The 16,658-nt window shown below is 49.8% G+C and carries 15 protein-coding genes; all 15 read left to right on the top strand.

Going from position 1 to position 16,658, the window contains the following annotated elements; all coding sequences use genetic code 11:
- The first annotated feature begins 154 nt into the window (after positions 1–154).
- The 15 genes from L3D05_RS05795 (at position 155) to L3D05_RS05865 (ending at position 16,654) form a co-directional block, all read left to right on the top strand.
- Entirely contained in the window at positions 155–1,051 is an 897-nt protein-coding gene (locus L3D05_RS05795) for a carbohydrate ABC transporter permease (RefSeq protein WP_239615063.1), read from the top strand.
- Between the two features lie 15 nt (positions 1,052–1,066).
- Positions 1,067–1,885 (top strand): carbohydrate ABC transporter permease, encoded by an 819-nt coding sequence (locus L3D05_RS05800; RefSeq protein WP_239615064.1) that lies wholly within the window; start codon positions 1,067–1,069, stop codon positions 1,883–1,885.
- Between the two features lie 35 nt (positions 1,886–1,920).
- Entirely contained in the window at positions 1,921–3,381 is a 1,461-nt protein-coding gene (locus L3D05_RS05805; RefSeq protein ID WP_239615065.1) for an ABC transporter substrate-binding protein, read from the top strand.
- Positions 3,382–3,480: 99 nt separating this feature from the next.
- Complete coding sequence (locus L3D05_RS05810; protein ID WP_239615066.1) at positions 3,481–5,523, top strand: alpha-L-fucosidase; 2,043 nt, start codon at positions 3,481–3,483, stop codon at positions 5,521–5,523.
- A 19-nt stretch (positions 5,524–5,542) separates the two neighbouring features.
- Entirely contained in the window at positions 5,543–7,042 is a 1,500-nt protein-coding gene (locus tag L3D05_RS05815) for a sulfatase family protein (protein ID WP_239615067.1), read from the top strand.
- 83 nt (positions 7,043–7,125) lie between these two features.
- Positions 7,126–7,761, top strand: a complete 636-nt coding sequence (locus L3D05_RS05820; RefSeq protein WP_239615068.1) for a chromate transporter — start codon at positions 7,126–7,128, stop codon at positions 7,759–7,761.
- Positions 7,762–7,776: 15 nt separating this feature from the next.
- Entirely contained in the window at positions 7,777–8,310 is a 534-nt protein-coding gene (locus L3D05_RS05825; protein WP_239615069.1) for a chromate transporter, read from the top strand.
- A 16-nt stretch (positions 8,311–8,326) separates the two neighbouring features.
- Positions 8,327–9,316, top strand: coding sequence for a formylglycine-generating enzyme family protein (locus L3D05_RS05830; protein WP_239615070.1), 990 nt, complete (start codon positions 8,327–8,329; stop codon positions 9,314–9,316).
- 31 nt (positions 9,317–9,347) lie between these two features.
- A complete protein-coding gene (locus L3D05_RS05835; RefSeq protein WP_239615071.1) occupies positions 9,348–9,569 on the top strand; it encodes a hypothetical protein in 222 nt (73 codons plus the stop codon).
- A 540-nt stretch (positions 9,570–10,109) separates the two neighbouring features.
- On the top strand, positions 10,110–11,942 hold the full coding sequence (locus L3D05_RS05840) for a cache domain-containing sensor histidine kinase (protein ID WP_239615072.1): 1,833 nt from the start codon (positions 10,110–10,112) through the stop codon (positions 11,940–11,942).
- On the top strand, positions 11,935–12,726 hold the full coding sequence (locus tag L3D05_RS05845) for a response regulator transcription factor (RefSeq protein ID WP_239615073.1): 792 nt from the start codon (positions 11,935–11,937) through the stop codon (positions 12,724–12,726). Before L3D05_RS05840 ends, L3D05_RS05845 begins: the two co-directional genes overlap by 8 nt.
- Positions 12,727–12,835: 109 nt before the next feature.
- On the top strand, positions 12,836–14,128 hold the full coding sequence (locus L3D05_RS05850; RefSeq protein ID WP_239615074.1) for an ABC transporter substrate-binding protein: 1,293 nt from the start codon (positions 12,836–12,838) through the stop codon (positions 14,126–14,128).
- A 65-nt stretch (positions 14,129–14,193) separates the two neighbouring features.
- Entirely contained in the window at positions 14,194–14,886 is a 693-nt protein-coding gene (locus L3D05_RS05855) for a hypothetical protein (RefSeq protein ID WP_239615075.1), read from the top strand.
- A gap of 15 nt (positions 14,887–14,901) precedes the next feature.
- The gene (locus L3D05_RS05860; RefSeq protein ID WP_239615076.1) at positions 14,902–15,816 is read left to right on the top strand and encodes a carbohydrate ABC transporter permease; all 915 of its coding nucleotides are present in this window, start codon (positions 14,902–14,904) and stop codon (positions 15,814–15,816) included.
- Positions 15,800–16,654, top strand: coding sequence for a carbohydrate ABC transporter permease (locus tag L3D05_RS05865; protein WP_239615077.1), 855 nt, complete (start codon positions 15,800–15,802; stop codon positions 16,652–16,654). The genes L3D05_RS05860 and L3D05_RS05865 overlap by 17 nt, the downstream gene beginning before the upstream one ends.
- Positions 16,655–16,658 lie beyond the last annotated feature (4 nt).

Below are 16,658 nucleotides of genomic sequence, written 5' to 3' on the forward strand. Positions count from 1 at the left end.
CTTAAAATTACGGACTAGTATATCACAACTTTTCAAGAAAGAACGAGCAAGCCTTTTCTCGCAAAAAAATGTCCCCCCTCATGAAAAAAGATCGCATCCTATACTGCTAAAGCGGTTTCATTTACAGTTTAGAGTATCGATTGGAGGGCACGACATGACAAATACAGCAGGTTTTCTCCGCAAGCATTGGAAAGGATACGCTTTCCTCATTCCCATATTCATCGTTCTCGGGACCTTCAAATATATTCCGTTCTTCAACGCGGTGAAGATGTCGTTCTACGATTGGAACGGAGCGAACGTCAAAGAATTCATCGGTTTAGACAATTTCGTTCGATTATTTCATGACGATACGTTCTACGCGTCATTGAAGAACATCGGGATTTTCACGGTAAGCGGGATGCTCATTCAACTGACGGTGCCGCTCATTGCCGCGGTTCTCGTCTTCCATGTTAAAAATATGAAGCTGCAAAACATGCTCAAGGTATGGTTCGTCATCCCGTTGGTTATTCCAAGCATCGTTATTTATCTGACTTGGCAGTGGATCTTCGCGGGAGAATACGGCGTGCTTAACCAATTCCTCGAAGCGATCGGACTCGATTCTTGGACCCACGCTTGGTTAGGAGAAAGCAAAACGGCAATTTGGTCCATCATCTTCGTGAACTTCCCTTGGATCGGCGGAATTACGTTCCTGTTGTACTTAGCCGGCCTGATGTCGATATCAAGCGAGCTGTTCGAAGTCGCGAAGCTGGACGGAATGAACGCGTGGCAGCGATTTCTTCGTTTGGAGCTGCCGCTCGTGCGCAGCCAAGTCAAGCTAGTCATGGTCCTCACGATCATCCAGCAAATTCAAAGCTTCGAGAACATTCTCGTATTAACGAACGGAGGACCGGGGGATACGACGATTTCTCCGGCGTTGTACCTCTACACGAAGGGTTTCTCCTATAGCGAGATGGGTTATGCGTCCGCGATCGGACTCGTTCTGTTCATTATTTTGCTGCTACTGACTTTGATTAACAATAAGTTCGTTAAAAACACAGATAAAATCGATTAAGAAGGTGAAAATGATATGAACAGGAAGCTATTGGCATTGCCCCATTACGGTTCTCTAGCTCTCTTGCTAGCGTTGACGCTTTTCCCGTTTTATATGCTCATTGTCAGCTCGGTCAAGTACACGCAACAAGCGATTCATAATTTCTGGGGCATCTCGTTTCCGCTTCATTTCGACAACTATTCGGTAGCTTTCAAGCAAATCGGACCTTTCATCGGCAATACGGTGCTGATCTCTTCGGGGATCGTCGTCGGGGTCATCTTGATCTCATCGTTAGCTGCCTATTCTTTCGTTAGGTTTAACTATCCGGGTAAGCAATTGTTTTTCGTCCTTATTTTGTCGCTCATGATGATTCCGGGATACTTGATCCTCATTCCCCAGTTTTTGCTCGTTCAGAAGCTGGATATGTTGAATACGTACCAGGGCCAGATTTTCCCGCCGATGGCGTTCGGTGCCGCGATGGCGACCTTCCTGATGAAAACCTTTTTCGAGGGAATTCCGAAAAGCCTGATCGAAGCGGCCGACATGGAAGGCGCGGGAGAGCGGCAAATTTTTATGAAGATCATCATTCCGCTCTCCCTGCCGATTATCGCGACCGTTGCCATCATCAATTTCTTGGCCGGCTGGAACAACTATATTTGGCCGCTTGTCGCAACGAACGGCGATGCCGTTAAACCGGTCATTCTCGCGCTCAGCACGATTACGGGGAACATGGACCAAGGAGTCGGGGTTAAACTCGCGGGCTATATTATTTCTTCGATTCCATTGCTACTGCTTTTCGTCGTTGCTACCAAACCTTTCATTTCCGGAGTTACTTCCGGGGCCGTAAAGGGTTAGGATAGAAAAACATCATGAATAAGAGGTGGGTTTGCATGTTTAAGAAAAAGAACGCTTTGTTATCGACTGGGCTCGTCTTGAGTATGGGGGTTGCATTGTTAAGCGGTTGCGCTTCGGGAAATTCCAATTCGAATCCGGATTCGGGTTCGTCGGCTGGAACCGCAGCCAAGTCCGTGAATCTGACGTTCGCGGTCGAAACTCCCAAGGACGAAGAAACGAAACAAGTGTGGCAGGAAATTGTCGACGGATACACGAGCAAGCATGACAATGTCAAAATCAAGCTGGACTACGCGCCGAACGACGGGGATTCTTTCAGAACTTGGCTAACGACGGGTTTGATCGGCGGAACGTCTCCTGATATTATTCCAAGCCGTTATACATGGACTCATGAAGATTTGAATAAAGATTTGATCGTCGATCTGTCTTCTGAATACGACAAACCGAATCCGTATGCGGGCAACAAGGTTTGGAAGGACACGTTTACCCCGTCCATCTTGAACGAAATGAAAAACCCGACTTCGGGAAGCATTGCCGGCATTACCCTACAAACGTTGTCCATTCGCGTTTTCTACAATCAAGATCTGTTCAAGAAAAATAACCTGGCTATTCCTAAGACTTGGACCGAATTTTTGGACGTCCAATCCAAGTTGAAAGCGGCCGGCGTAACGCCGTTCGCGTTCGCGAACTCGAAACCGGGCGATAACCACTATCTGTGGGCCGTTAACATGATGACGAACCAAATCGCGGCCGAGAAAGTCAGAAGCTACGACTTCAACAACAATAGACAGCTCGAATTGAATGAAATCGCGGCTTCCGTCGACGAGGGCGCGGTAAACCTGGAGTCCGCGGACTGGACGGGCTATATGCCGATCATGAAAGAATGGTCCCAATATTGGGCGAAGGGCTACAACGCGATGAACGGCGACGCGGCTAAGGAAATGTTCCTGCGCGGCGACGCGGCAATGGTGATGGCAGGCAACTTCGAATTGAAAACCATTCAAGATTCCAAAGCCCGTAACTTCGAATACGGCACGTTCGCCTTGCCTTACTTGACCAAAGACCAGAACCCGAACGCGGCTGAGAAAAACTACGAGTTAGGCGGATATCCGGATCTCGTGTTCGCGATTCCCAAAAAAGTAACGGGCGATAAATACGAGGCCGCAGTGGACTTCTTCATGTATTTATCCTCTCCTGAAGTGGCAACGATCATGGGCAATAAAATGTACGTCGCGACGACGCTTGCCAACGTCGATTTGCCGGCTAACCTGAGCGGCTTCCAATTCGTGGGCGACCGTATCCTAGTTAACTTCTATGCGGCGCATATCGACAAGAAGCTGAACGAGGATCTAGTGAAAATCGGTCAGTTGTACTTGGAAGGAACGATCACGGAAGAGAAATACAAAGCCGAATTGCAGAAGACGCTTAAAGCGGATATGACGACCGTATTGAAAACGAATGGCTGGAACAAGGAAAACGGCTACGGAACCAAACAATAGCAAAGATTGACCAACAACAAGAAGATCATAGGCGGGAGGAGCGTCCGGCAGGACTGTTCCTCCTTCCCTTATATCAGACCCGAGGAGAAGGAGCCTATCATGACTACGAATGATAACTGGTTTCGCGAGAATATCAGACAGGTTCATATAGATTTTCATATGCCGGAGTTTCCGCGCGACGCGATTAATAATTTTAACGCGCAGGAGTTCGTCTCTCATTTCGTGAGAGCCAAAGCGAACGTGATCGGCGTATTCACCAAATGCCACTTCGGTAACGCGTTCTACGACAATACGGTCGGACATAAGCACAGCGGGTTAAAGGAAGATTTTTTCGGGGAAGTGTTAGCGGAAGCGAGGAAACACGACATCAAGGTGATCGCGTACTACTCGCTCGGAACAGATGCCCATGCCGTGCTGAATAACCCGGATTGGTATCAAGTCGACGAGTTCGGCAAAGTCCGGGGGAGCGAAGGAACCGTATGGGAGCTGCCTTGCATTAACAGTCCTTACCGCGAAGAATTGGTGATCCCGCAGGTGAAGGAGATTACCGAGAAATACGAGATGGACGGTTATCTATTCGATATTCCTTACATTCATAATCACTATTGTTTCTGCAACTATTGCAAAAAGAAGTTTCTCGAGGAGCACGAACAGGAACTGACGCCCGAGCTTCTAAAGACGAACCGCGAGCTCGTAATCGGTTTCGGCATCGATTCCGCCGCGCGGTGCATGAAAGAAATCTACGACGTCATCAAAAAAATCCGTCCGGAAGTGCTGGTCAATTGCAACGGAGCATGGCGCATGGGCGAACCGGCATCGGTTAACGCGACGAGCGATTACGGGTTATGGGAATCGCAGCCGTCGGCTACGGGCTCGTTCCTGGGACACTCAATCCGAGCTCGTCACATTCGGACGTTGGACGTTCCCGTGCAGATCATGACGGTTCGCTTTACGGAAGGCTGGGGACTCATGTCCTGCAAGACGGCCGAGCAGTTGAAGTTCGAGTTCGCTTGCATTATGGCCAACGGCGGTATTATTAATATCGGAGACCAAGTGATGCCGGACGGATCGCTGCAAGGCGGCGTCTACGATATTATCGGCGAAGCGTTCTCCTTCATTGAAGAAAGGGAAGCGTATTGCATCGGCGCGAAGAGCGTTCGCGGAATCGCGGTCATCGCGGATAATACGAGCAATTGGTATCACGACAAAGACGATTCGGCGACGTTCGTCTCGGCGAAAATGCTGATCGAGGGGCATCATCAATTCGACATATATTATAACGACGATTTCCCCGATCTGACGGGTTATCGGGCCGTCGTCCTTCCCGAGAACGTTAAGCTATCGAAGACATCGATCGATCGGTTGGAAGCATTCGTTCGCAAGGGAGGATTGTTGCTGGCCGAAGGTGCAGCGACCTACTCCAAGGAAACGAAGGATTTCGGGTTGGCCGAGGTTCTGGGCTTGCATTACTTGGAGCGAACCCCGTATCCGTTTGCTTATTTTACGGAGAACGAACGGTTATGGAAAGGCATCGCCAAGATACCGCAGTTAGTCGAAGGGGAGTTCATTAAGACGATTCCAACTACGGCCGAGACGTTAAGCTTGATCCAATGGCCGCTTACCGTACCTGCGGTTAATCGTGCCTTCCGCCATCCGATGCCTCCGGCGGGAACGATCAGCGATTTCCCCGGCATCAGCGTCAACCGCTATGGGGAAGGTACCGCTCTCTACGTGGCGGCTCCCGTATTCCGCACTTATTGGAATAGCAATCATTTCTGGGTGAGGCGGATCATTACGAATTTGCTCGACCAGTACGATACCGGCAAATATTTTGAAACGAACGCACCCGTGCACGTCGAAGCGAACCTAATGGAGAAGGACGGCAACAAAATACTGCACTTGATCAATTTTCAGAACATTCATGCGGGCGAGAAGACCAGCTCGTTCTACGATCCGATCGAGAACATTACGCCGGTTCATGACATTGAGGTGCGCATTAACGACAAACGGATTCGTTCGGCAACGGTTCGTCCCGGTAACGAGCGATTGGTGACGGAAGAAACGGAGAACGGAATTCGGTTTACGGTTCCGAAAGTCCATATTCACGCGATGATCGAATTAAGCGAGAGCAACCTAGATTAGAAGACAGAGGTGATTGTTCATGAACAGTATCGTTATCGTCTGCGACACGTTAAGGAGGGATCACTGCGGTCCTTATCATCGGGGGCTTCCGCTGAATCAAGTGACGAGCGCGGAGCAGCAAGATTGGATCATTCCTACGCCGAACATGGACCGCTTGGCGGAAAAGGGTATCGTGTTCGACAATGCGTATTGCGGATCGACGCCTTGCATGCCGGCCAGAAGGGACATCTACACGGGGCGTTACGAATTTCTGGAACGCGGTTGGGGGCCTCTTGAGGAAGACGATCTGGATCTGCCTAGGCAGATATCGGGACCGCCCAATCAGTCCATGTCTGAACAGCTGAAGAACGGGAATCCCGTCAGCTACTTCATCACGGACCATTTTCATATGTGGGAACAGGGGGCTGGCAATTATCATATGGGGTATACCGGTTTCGAGTTTATCCGCGGACACGAAGCGGATGCTTGGAGAACGGATCCCGTCGACTTTCCTTGCCCCGATTCGGAGCGGGTCACGAAGCTGGAAAGGCATTTCCGCAACGTTCATCTCACGCGGAATTCCGAGGAAGATTACTTCTGCGCCCAGATCTTCAATAAAGCCTCGGAGTGGTTGGAAGCGAATCATACGCACAAGGACTTCTACCTGCACTTGGATTGCTTCGACCCGCATGAGCCGTGGGATCCGCCCGAGGAATACGTCAAGATGTTCGATCCGAGAGGATATGACGTCGACCGATTTATTCCGCAGGCTCCATACGATGAATGGCGCAATCATATGACAGAGGATCAGTTGAGACACGTGCAAGCTTGCTATGCGGCCAACGTGGTGCTCGTGGACAAGTGGCTCGGCAAGCTGCTCGACAAGATGGACGAGCTCGATCTGTGGAGCAACACGATGCTTGTTTTCACGACCGACCACGGGACGTATAACGGAGATCTTGGCCGTACGGGCAAGCTGCAGACGCATCAATACGATGCCGTCTCCCATATTCCCTTCATCGTCGCTTATCCGCATGGAGGACAAGGGACGAGAAGGAATCAATTGGCTCAGCTCGTCGATATTTATCCGACCGTGCTGCGGGCGACAGGCAAGGCATGCCCTCCGGATCGTCATGGATTGGATTTGACTCCCGTATTCGATGACGAACGAGCACCCTTGCGGGACTACGCAATCAGCGGCATGTTCGGGAAGAGCGTCACCGTCACCGACGGCCGCTGGGCCTTGCATCAATCGCCGAACGCGGACAATCAGCCGCTCGATTGGTACGGAACTTGTTTGGCCAAATTCATTCCTTACGATCTAGGTCCTTACCGGGACGGGAAAAGAGCCGTTATTGATTGCGCTTCATGGCCGACTCCTACTTGGTTAAGCGATAAGAGAGTCGATCCTAGCGAGCATAATAATTTAGTCGAACAAGAGCCTGAACAGGTTGCGAAGCTTAGGCAAGCTTTGAAGGAAACGTTAGTTACGCTTAAAGCGCCATCCGAGCAGATCTTAAGATTGGGTCTCCAAGATTAGCGGGGATAGACGAACATGACGAGCGACCGCACCAGCGGTTGCTTCGTTGTGCTTAGCGTCATCATGAGGAAGGTGATCATCAAGTGATTCCGCAACTTAGAGCAAAATTGACCATACTCGCGCAAATTTTTTGGGTATTTTTCAGGATCGGACCGTCGAGCTTCGGCGGTGGTTATGCCATGATTCCCGTCATCGAAAGAGAAGTCGTGCAGAAACGGGGATGGTTGGGGCAAGAGGATATTTCCGATCTGGTGTCCGTGGCGGGGACCGCTCCCGGAGGAGTCGGCGTTAACTCGGCGGTGTTCATCGGATATCGCAAAGCCGGCGTCGCCGGCGCATGCATGGCGGTGCTCGGCATTACGCTGCCGACTTTCGCGATCGTATTTCTGCTGAGCGTGTTCTACCTGTATTTCGAGAACAATCCGAAAATAGCCGCGGCGCTGAAAGGCATTCACGGAGCGATCATCGCTTTGATTTTGTTAGCGGCCTTCAAAATGGTCAAAACTTCGATTTTCGACGTCGCGACGACGGTCATCGTAATCGCTGCCCTCGGAATGCTGATTTTTACTTCAATTCATCCGATCTACGTCATCGCAAGCGGGGTCATAGCCGGTATCCTTATCGTCGGAGCAAAGGAACGGATGGGGTTGAATGTTCGGATGGAAAAAGAGACGACTCCTTCTTCCGAGCAGCTGTTGTTTCCGGAATATTATATCTAGGGCGGGGGGATAGATATGCTGGGCAAGTTGTTTTTCGTATTTTTGAAAATCGGGTTTATTTCGTTCGGAGGCGGTTATGCCGTCATTCCGATGATCGAACGCGAAATGAACCATCGCGGTTGGGTCGATGCTCATGAATTTCAGAAGATCGTCTCGTTGGCGGGCATGTCTCCTGGACCTATCGCAACCAACAGCGCGACATTGATCGGATTCGATCTGGCGGGTTTTCCCGGCGCGATCGTAGCGACGATAGGTATGGTATTGCCTTCCTTACTCATCGTCATTCTCATAGTCGCTTTCTGCATGCGTTATCAACGCAACGGACAGGTGAAAGCTTCCTTCTACGGTCTAAGACCGATCGTTACCGGGCTGATCATCTATGCAGCTCTACATTTCGGTTTTCTGTCTCATTCCGAAACGTTATTCACTTGGTCGACACTTATGACTTTGCTAATTAGTATTGGTTGTCTCTACGCCATTCTTAAATATAAGCTTCATCCGATAGTCGTAATCGTTGCATCCGGTTTGGTCGGTATTATCTTATTCTAAGAGGAGGTGACACGATATGCGAACGAAAATCGAAGTCCCTTCGTGCTGCGCTGCGAGGAGGGATACCGTCGATGCGGAACGGATTCCGCAGTCCCGGACCGATGTCGTCCAGGAGGTTACGGAATCGAACAGTTTAGAACCATCCGATAACAACGAAGAAGGAATGGTATTCATCTCGGGTGGTACGTTCCTGATGGGAACCTCGGACCGGGAGGGATTTCCGGAGGACGGGGAAGGACCTGTAAGGCAAGTAACCCTTCGTTCCTTCTATATAGATGTTACTGCAGTGACGAACGATCAATTCGCGAAGTTCACCGCGGCTACGGGGTATCGGACGGAGGCGGAACGCTACGGCTGGTCTTACGTCTTTCATTCGTTCGTCACTTCTCGATCCAGGGAACAAGGCTACCGGACCGTACCGTATACGCCATGGTGGCTAGCCGTTAAGGGGGCGGATTGGGCACATCCCGAGGGTGTCGGTTCACATGTCGGGGATCGGGGAGACCATCCGGTCGTTCATGTCACTTGGAACGATGCCGCCGCATATTGCCGATGGGCGGGCAAACGTCTGCCGACGGAGGCTGAATGGGAATACGCAGCCCGAGGAGGATTGGTCCAGAAGAGATATCCCTGGGGGGACGAATTGAAACCGAATGGCGAGCATCGTTGCAACATATGGCAAGGGAAGTTCCCGGATGTGAACCATGCCAGCGACGGTTACGAGGGGACAGCGCCGGTAAGAGCCTATTTGCCTAACGGATACGGATTGTACAACATGGCCGGAAACGTATGGGAATGGTGCGCGGATTGGTTTGACCGTCAATATCATTCACTCAGCGATGCGGATAACCCTTGGGGACGACAAGTTAGCGATATGAAATCGATGCGCGGCGGCTCTTATTTATGCCATAAATCTTACTGCAACCGATACAGGGTCGCCGCGAGGAACAAAAACACGCCCGACAGTTCCTCGGGAAATACGGGGTTTCGTTGCGTGAAGCAATAGAAGCAGTAATGAGCCGAAAGAAACCAATTACGTGCTCATTGTCGCAAAACGCGACAATGGTGAGCCGAAAGAAGCCGACACCATGCTCATTGTCGCAAAACGCGACAATGGTGAGCCGAAAGAAGCCGACACCATGCTCAATGTCGTAAAACGCGACAATGGTGAGCCGAAAGAAGCCAACACCTTGTTCATAGTCGGAAATCGCGACAATAGTGAGCCGAAAGAAGGCAACACCGAGCTCATTGTCGCATAATACAACAATGGTGAGGCGAACGTGGGTGACATCGTGCTCATAGTCGCATAATGCAACAATGGTGAGGCGAACGAGGGTAACACTATGCTCATTGTCGCAAAACGCGACAATGGCGAACCGAAAGAAGCCAACACCTTGCTCATAGTCGCAAAACGCGACAATGGAGGACCGAAAGAAGCCGACAACATGCTCATAGTCGCATAATACAACAATGGTGAGCCGAAAGAAGGCAACACCGAGCTCATTGTCGCAAATCGCGACAGCCCCGAATAGATTTCGAGCATGCCAACCCGCGGTTCCCCATGGAATCGCGGGTTTACTTGTGGAGAAGGCGCGAATGGGTTGTTCGCAATGCTTCCGCGATACTTCCGCGACGGGCCAATCCCAAACATTTCGTACCATTTATAATAAACAAGGGATATCTTTTATTCGCCTCATCGTTATAATAGAATACTCCAGACGCTATTTTATGAAAGCGCATACAAATATGCGGATACGAAGAAACACAAACCGAGTTAGTCATCCAAAGGGGTCATCGAAATGCTTCAGTTGAAAAAGAAGTTTCCTAGGGAATTGAACCTTCGAACGAAATTGTTGCTCCTCTTCGTCTTCCTGATCTTGTTTCCGTTAAGCCTGCAAGGAATCGTGACTTATCGGCATTTCTCGTCTACCGTCGATCAGAAAACCGAACAATTCACTATCGATATCGTTCGGCAAATCAACGCGAATCTGGATCGTCTTATGAAAGATTACGAGAGATTGTCGCTTATGCCTCTATATGATGAAATGGTACTTAAAATATTAAGCAAATACGATGGCGAGATGGGCTCGGCGACATGGGCTTCTTCGGATGATTATATGAAAATGAAGCTGTACACTTCCGCTCAAGCTTACGATAGAGCGGAAGTTCGCGGGATCCATTTCTTGAGCAATAGCGGCATTCTGTTCTCCAACGTTGACTCGATGGCCGTAGAATCGGTGTGGGACGGCAGGCAGGACAAGTGGTTCGGCGAGGTTAACCGTTCGGACGGGGCTTGGATGTTAATTCCTCCCCACGTCCCAACCTACTATAGCGTCCATTCCAACGAACCTTATATCACGGTAGCGAGAATGATTCGCGAACCCAATACGTTGAAGCGGCTGGGCTATATCCTTATCGATATTAAACTGGACGCTTTCCGTAATATCTTATCCAACTTGAATTTTGAACAAGACGCGAATCTAATCATTATGGACAGCCAGCAAAGATTGCTCTTCGAGAGGAAGTCCGGGAGTGATATTTCCGTTTATGACGATTTGCTTCAGCATAATCAGCTCCAGAAATACGGTAGCAATCAGAAAATCGAGTTAGGAAACCAGCATTATTTGTACGTTCAGCATCACTCCGATTATTCGGGCTTATCCATCATTAGCCTGACGCCGATCAACGTCATTCAGAAGGAATCGCGGGAGCTATGGAAGTACACTTTGGGGTTCGCCGTCTTATGCTTGGCGATCGTAACGATCTTGGCGGTTACGATTTCCTACCGCATGACCCGTCCTCTCATTGAATTGAAGAAGAAAATGGTTGGCGTAGAGCAAGGTGATTTTAACAAACGGGTATCGACCTTCAGCAACGACGAATTCGGTCAACTGGGGCGCGGGTTCAACAAAATGATGGAAGAAATCAACCGGCTCTTCAACGAGGTTTTCATCCTCGGCATACGGGAGAAGGAAGCTGAGCTTTCCGCGCTGCAGAGCCAGATCAATCCTCATTTTATTTACAACACGTTGGAATCCATCAGCATGATGGCGATCCGGAATAATAACGCAGAAGTATCGGACATGGTTTCCGCGTTAGGAAAGCTTTTAAGATATACGATCGATAAAGTCGACAGGCAGATTCCGTTGAAGGAAGAAGTTCGGTTCGTACAATCCTATGTCCAGATCCAGCAATTGCGTTATGGGGAAAGGCTGCGAGTACAATACGAAATCGACGAAGACCTCTTCGATATTTCGATTCCGAAGTTGATTTTGCAACCGCTAGTGGAAAATGCCTTGTATCACGGAATCGACGGGATGGAGCATGGAGGAACGATCTGGATATCCGCTTTGCGCTTCGAGAACGAATTGCTCATTACGGTGAGAGACGACGGAAAGGGACTGACCGAGACGGAAATCGAACAATTGAACTCGAAAATCCGAACGCAGCCTTCTTATCAAAGTTGGCGGAGAGAGGGCGAGCATGGACTGGGCCTCTCCAATATCGCTCAGAGAATTATGCTGACTTACGGGGAAAACGGGGATCTTTCAATAGATGGAAGCCTCGGACAAGGCCTTGCCGTAACGATCGCGATACGACTCCAAGAGACAGGTGGTGCTAAGCATGTATAAAGTGTTACTCGTGGAAGACGAAACCGTTATCCGCCAAGGGCTGCGAGAGCTGATCGGCCAATCGACCAGCCAATTCGGGGTGACCGGCGAAGCGGCTAACGGAATGGAAGCATTGGAATATTTGAAATGCGAAATTCCGGACCTCATGATCACCGATATCCGCATGAGAGAGATGGACGGGTTGACTTTGGCATCGAAAGTTAAGGAAATGTACCCCGCTTTACCAGTCGTAATCATCAGCGGCTACGGAGAGTTCGAATACGCGCGCAAAGCGATCGAGTTCGGGGTGTCCAACTATTTGTTGAAGCCGATCGAACGTCTGGAGCTGGTGTCTACTTTGGATAAAATCAAGCTAACGCTGGATCAGCGACACGGGATAGCGGCATCCGCGCCGGCAAGCGCAAATGCCAACGAATGGAACGTAAGCGGAGATACGAGAAAAATCATTCGCGACGTAAAGGAATTCGTCAAGCTGCATACCGACGGGGATTTGCGTCTGCAGACCGTTGCGGCAAGGGTTCACTTGAACGCGACTTATTTAAGCCAATTGTTCAAGGCGGAAACCGGAATGAACTATTCGGAATACGTATCGGATGCCCGAATGGAGCGGGCCAAATGGTTATTGGCTAACACCCGGCTGAAAATTTACGACGTGGCTCGCTTATCCGGGCATCAAAGCCCTAAGCATTTCATGTTGGTGTTTAAGCAGCAAGTCGGACTCACCGCCGGGGATTTCAGGGATCAATACGGGGTGCAGGCCCCGGATGAATCGGGTCAAGGATGAGTTATAAAGAAAACGTACCATTTCTATAACTGGCGTGATTTCAGCAAAAACCGCCCCCGGCTATACTCAAGAGGCAAGAACATAATGCTACCTAACAAGGGGGATTAACATGAAAAAGACAGGGTTATTGCTCTTATTGACAATGTTGGTTGCGTTTACATTCGGGTGCAGCAACTCGGGCTCCAACAGCGGTTCTTCGAAAAGTCCGGAAAAATCGGGAGACGTAGAGCTGAAGTTCATGATGTGGGGTAACCAAGCCCATATGGACGTCTATACCAAATTGATCGATGGCTTCAAGAAAGAAAATCCCGGCATTCAAGTGACGATGGAATCCGTGCCGTTCGCGGACTACCAACAGAAAATTTCCGTGCTTGCAGCCGGGAAATCGTTGCCGGATATCGCATGGGTGTCCGAGCGTATGGTTCCTCAATTCAAAAGCAACGGAATTCTAGGCGACGTATCCGAGTTCAAGAACGATGCGGACTTTAAGCTCGACGACTACATTCCAAGCACGCTAGATTTGTTCCGCGACGGCGATCAGCTGCTGGGCTTGCCTTTCTCGACTCCGCCAATGGTTATGTTCTACAACAAAACGTTGTTCGACAAAGCCAATTTGACGGATCCGAACACGTTGGCCAAAGAAGGCAAATGGACTTGGGCCGAGTTCGAGAAATCCGCTAAAGCCATTACGAACAAAGACGCGCAAAATCGCGTTTACGGCGTTAACTTCTTCCGCGATTGGAAAACATGGGTGGCGCTGTCCTCTTACTCGTGGTCGAACGGCAGCGGGCCTTTCAACAAAGATATTACGGAATTCACTTGGAACGACCAATACGGCGTGGAAACGTTCGAGATGCTTGAACGCATGATGTTCACGGATGAATCGCATCCAAAAGCCGGCGAACAAGTCAGCTTCGATGCAGGCAACGTAGGCATGTTCTTCGACGTATACAGCTACGTATCCAAAGCAAGGGAAATCAAGGATTTCGAATGGAGCATCGCTCCGACGCCTTCCGGTTCGCAAGGAAGCGTGCCGATGCTGGGCCAAGCGGGATACACGCTGTTCAAAGACAGCAAACATCCGGAAGAAGCGAAGAAGCTATTGAAGTATTTCGCAAGCGAAGCTGGCATTCAAGCGACATCGACCTTCTTCGTGCCTCCTCGCACGTCGGTATTGAATTCCGAAGAGTTCATCAATCAGCCTAACAATCCGAGCAAAGAGCATATCGTTCAGGCTGTCATCGACGAAATGCCTAAAGCCCGCATCATTCCGGGACATGTCAACTGGCAGAATATCGACAACGCTATCCTGCAGGGATTCGATAGATTGTTCGGCAAGGTTGCTCCGGCGGACGAGAATCTGAAGAAGATCTCCGAAGAAGTCAACGCGCTTATGAAGTAATTTAATAGAGTTCAAGGATAACGGTTCGGGTTCGAACCGTTTCCTTGTTACAGGAGGCTTAAATAATGGCTAAGTTGCAAGAAAGTTTGAACAAAAGGAACCTTACTCTGATCGTAAGTCTTCCCGCGAACGATGCGGATTTGGCCAGAGCGGCGCTGGAAGCGGGCGCGGACGGCCTTAAAGTACACTATAATGTCGGCCATCGCGCTAGCGGCAACCATTTTGGCCAGTTGGACGAATACGAAGACGTATTTCGCAGCATTCGCGACCAATTCGACGGTCCGTTCGGAGTCGTTCCTTCCGGAAGCATCGAAGGCGCCAAACGAGAAGATATCGAACGGCTCGCCCCGATGGGCTTCGACTTTTATTCCATCTACGGCCACCATCTACCGTCTTTCATGCTGGATGGATTAGGCTTGGAGCGCACCTTCGCGATCAACGAATCTTCCGATCTTTCCTTGCTGGCATCGGCGAGCCATTACGGCTTCACGGCACTTGAAGCCTCGGTCATCCCGGGTGCGGAATACGGAACGCCATTAAGCTTCGCGGATGTGCTGAAATACCGTTATTTGGTCGAACATGCCAAGATGCCCGTCCTCGTTCCTTCGCAACGAAAGCTCGTTCCGGACGATATCCGCGCGCTTAGCGATACAGGAGTCAAGGCGGTTATGTTAGGGGCGATCGTCGTGGGTAAAACGGAGGACACTCTACGCAAAGCGGTGGCCGAAATTCGCAATGCGATCGATAGATTGACTTAAAAGGCGGTGAACCGGATGAAAGACAAAGGAAAACAACGAAGAAAAGGGCCGCTGACCCGGGAAGCGCAAATTACGGGATGGCTCTTTATTTCTCCTATGCTTTTAGGATTTACTTTGCTGTTATTGTTTCCTATGGGATTAGCCTTGTATATGAGCTTTACGGATTGGCCGTTATTGGGAGACCATAAATTCATCGGAATAGACAACTACCGGCATATCATGTCGGATGCCCTGTTCTGGAAAGTACTTACCAACACCGTCTACTTTACGGTAGGACTCGTACCGTTGAATATTATTTTGGCATTGCTGTTAGCGCTACTCTTGTCCAAAAGCTTGCGGGGAATCGGCTTTTTCCGTACGGCGATTTTCGTTCCGGTCATGACTTCCCTGATCGTATGGTCGATCGTGTGGAAATACATGTTCGCGACCGATTCGGGCTTGATCAATCAGCTTCTCATGCTGTTCAACATTAAAGGCCCAGCCTGGCTATACGATACCGATCTGGCGATGCCGGCCGTTATCGTAACAAGCGTGCTGAAGAACGTCGGTTTGAACATGGTGCTGTTCATCGCGGCGCTCCAGCAGGTGCCACGATCGTTGTATGAAGCCGCGACATTGGACGGTGCCGGTAAGACGAAATCGTTCTTTAACGTGACGCTGCCTATGATCACGCCAACGGTGTTCCTGACCGTCGTCATGACCGTCATCGGATCGTTGAAAGTGTTCGGCCAAATCTTCGTCATGACGCAAGGGGGACCTAGCAATAGCACGAAAGTGCTGGTCTATTACATTTGGGAGAAAGCGTTCAAATTGTTTCAGCTGGGGTACGCATCTTCTCTCGCGTTCGTGTTATTCTTCGTCGTTCTCGTGTTGACGTTGATTCAATGGCAGCTTAGAAAAAGGTGGGTGTTCAATGAAAGCGACGCATAATGGCGCTCTTCGCAGATCGTTAGGCACCGTCGGCACCTACACGATACTAAGCGTGATTTCGTTAATCATGATTATCCCGTTCTTGTGGATGCTCTCTACTTCCTTCAAGGAACCGCAGAAAATATTCACGTATCCGCCGCAATTGATTCCGTCGACGTTCAGATTCGAGAATTACACCGACGTGTTCAAATTGATTCCTTTCGAATGGTTCTATTTCAATAGCGTCTATATCGCCTTCTTAGTAGTAGGGGGCACCGTATTTTTTGCCTCGCTTGCGGGATATGCTTTCGCAAGAATTCCATTCGCGGGCAGGAATATCGTGTTTCTGATCTTGCTTAGCGCAATGATGATTCCTCACGAAGTAACGGCGATCCCGATGTTCTTATTCATGCGTGAACTCGGTTGGATCGACACGCATTTGCCGCTTATTTTACTGCCGATATTCGGGGCGGGAGGCGTGTTCGGCATATTCGTCATGCGGCAGTTTTTCATCACGATTCCGAAAGAATTGGAAGAAGCCGCGATGATCGACGGCTGTAACCGGTTCCGCATTTACGGCCAAATCATGCTGCCGATCGCGAAGCCAGGTCTGGCTACCTTGACGATCTTTACTTTCGTTACGAATTGGAACGAGTTTTTCGATCCGTTGATTTTTATTAATACCCGCAAACTAATGACGTTGCCTTTGGGACTCTCTTTGTTTACGGACGAAGTAGGTACGGCATGGCATCACTTAATGAGCGCGACGGTAATGGCGACGGTACCGCTATTGATCATATTTTTCTTGGCGCAGCGCCAGTTTATCGAAGGCGTTGCGATGACGGGGTTAAAAGAATAGGAAT

Origin of the sequence: Cohnella mopanensis, from assembly GCF_022352055.1 — a bacterium.
In the GTDB taxonomy this organism is placed as follows: domain Bacteria; phylum Bacillota; class Bacilli; order Paenibacillales; family Paenibacillaceae; genus Cohnella; species Cohnella mopanensis.

Coding starts and splice junctions, on each gene's coding strand:
- L3D05_RS05845 (WP_239615073.1), top strand. CDS start 11,935: ATGTATAAAGTGTTACTCGTGGAAGACGAAACCGTTATCCGCCAAGGG.
- L3D05_RS05840 (WP_239615072.1), top strand. CDS start 10,110: ATGCTTCAGTTGAAAAAGAAGTTTCCTAGGGAATTGAACCTTCGAACG.
- L3D05_RS05800 (WP_239615064.1), top strand. CDS start 1,067: ATGAACAGGAAGCTATTGGCATTGCCCCATTACGGTTCTCTAGCTCTC.
- L3D05_RS05855 (WP_239615075.1), top strand. CDS start 14,194: ATGGCTAAGTTGCAAGAAAGTTTGAACAAAAGGAACCTTACTCTGATC.
- L3D05_RS05795 (WP_239615063.1), top strand. CDS start 155: ATGACAAATACAGCAGGTTTTCTCCGCAAGCATTGGAAAGGATACGCT.
- L3D05_RS05860 (WP_239615076.1), top strand. CDS start 14,902: ATGAAAGACAAAGGAAAACAACGAAGAAAAGGGCCGCTGACCCGGGAA.
- L3D05_RS05815 (WP_239615067.1), top strand. CDS start 5,543: ATGAACAGTATCGTTATCGTCTGCGACACGTTAAGGAGGGATCACTGC.
- L3D05_RS05865 (WP_239615077.1), top strand. CDS start 15,800: ATGAAAGCGACGCATAATGGCGCTCTTCGCAGATCGTTAGGCACCGTC.
- L3D05_RS05810 (WP_239615066.1), top strand. CDS start 3,481: ATGACTACGAATGATAACTGGTTTCGCGAGAATATCAGACAGGTTCAT.
- L3D05_RS05850 (WP_239615074.1), top strand. CDS start 12,836: ATGAAAAAGACAGGGTTATTGCTCTTATTGACAATGTTGGTTGCGTTT.
- L3D05_RS05830 (WP_239615070.1), top strand. CDS start 8,327: ATGCGAACGAAAATCGAAGTCCCTTCGTGCTGCGCTGCGAGGAGGGAT.
- L3D05_RS05805 (WP_239615065.1), top strand. CDS start 1,921: ATGTTTAAGAAAAAGAACGCTTTGTTATCGACTGGGCTCGTCTTGAGT.
- L3D05_RS05825 (WP_239615069.1), top strand. CDS start 7,777: ATGCTGGGCAAGTTGTTTTTCGTATTTTTGAAAATCGGGTTTATTTCG.